General features: G+C 55.1%; 1 protein-coding gene. It reads left to right on the forward strand.

What is annotated here, in order from left to right; all coding sequences use genetic code 11:
• The first annotated feature begins 149 nt into the window (after positions 1–149).
• On the forward strand, positions 150–1391 hold the full coding sequence (locus D6694_08580; GenBank protein ID RMH41751.1) for a site-specific integrase: 1242 nt from the start codon (positions 150–152) through the stop codon (positions 1389–1391).
• Positions 1392–1521 lie beyond the last annotated feature (130 nt).

Consider the following 1521-nt stretch of genomic DNA (forward strand, 5'->3'; position numbering starts at 1 on the left):
AACCTGAAAATGGTCGGGGCGACTGGATTCGAACCAGCGACCCCCTGCTCCCAAGGCGAAAACTAGCACAATCAGCCGAAAATCAAAAGAGAAAATAACTACTCACAACTACTGATTATTCTTGCTGTTTTCTTCCAATTTAGAAAAACATGAAATCGCCCATTGACAGCCAAGCTCACCTAAAAGTATACCCCAAAGTAGCCACAGGTCCCGCCAGTCAGGGGGTCGCTCAGAAGAAGGGGAATACAATGCGGGTGTTCACCGACAGGTTTCTGGCCGGGGTCAAACCGCAACAAAGGCGCTACCAGATCAACGAGCCGGGGGGCTTGGTTGTCGTCGTCCATCCGACCGGACGCAAGGTCTTTTACGCCATTTTTCGTCGCGGAGGCAAGCTTAAAAAAAAACGCATCGGTGACGTCGGGCAAATAAGCCTTGCTGAAGCACGAGCTATCTGCCGAGAAATTGCAGCTGCAGAACCAGCCTACCCTTCCGTTTGCGAACCGGCCCGCACCGTTTTGGTCGAGGAATTGGCTGCCGATTATCTACGACGCTACGCTCGACCCAGGAAGCTGACCTGGAAAGAGGACGAACGCGTCCTCACCAAATATGTCCTGCCGGTAATCGGGCACATGCCGGCAACAGACGTCAAGCGCAGGCACATTCATGCTGTCCTGGACCCACTCATTGATGCCGGGACACTTCGCATGGCTGGCTGCGTCCTCAGCATCGTGCGCAAGATGTTCAACTGGGCCCTGGAACGCGACTCTTACGGCCTGGAATACAATCCCGCATCGCATATCACCAACCCAGATCCAGGCAGGAGGTTATCCAGACACCTAGCTGATTCGGAGATCACCACCTTCTGGAAGTGGCTTGATACCCACCCGCGCCTCGAGCCGACAACCATTGACGCATTGCGGATGCTGCTCATCACTGGTCAGCGCCCCCAGACGGTTCTGCTCATGACCGACGATCAGATCGACGGCAACTGGTGGCATATCCCCGCCGAAAACATGAAGATGCGTCGGCCCCACATCGTTTACCTGCCCGGGATGGCACTTGACGTGATTGAGCGAAGCTACGCCCGTGGAACCAGAAATTTGTTCCCTGTCTGTGAACCACGAACGCTTGCAAGGGCAGTCAAACGTGGACTGAACGGAGCTCGTCACCCGCTGGTTCTTCCGACATTCACACCCAGGGACTTGCGCCGCACCGTTGCAACCCATCTTGGCGAAATGGGGTACCATGATCAGCAAATAGCCCTGATTTTGGGCCACGAGAAAGAGACAATCACCGGGACGGTTTACAACCGGGCTGTACAGTGGGGACTGCGACAGGAAATGATGGAACGGTGGTGCGAGAAATTGGTGAAGCTTACCACCAGAGGGTGATCTTGGAGCGCCCGAAGAAAGAACCCATCGAAAGAATCCAGCGGAAACGTCCAGGAGTTTACTTGCTCATCGCCCGTTCGGAACGAACCGGTAGGGACGTAACGCCAGCGTTGCGAGACGGAGACGCCAA

Source organism: Gammaproteobacteria bacterium, from assembly GCA_003696665.1.
Classification (GTDB): domain Bacteria; phylum Pseudomonadota; class Gammaproteobacteria; order Enterobacterales.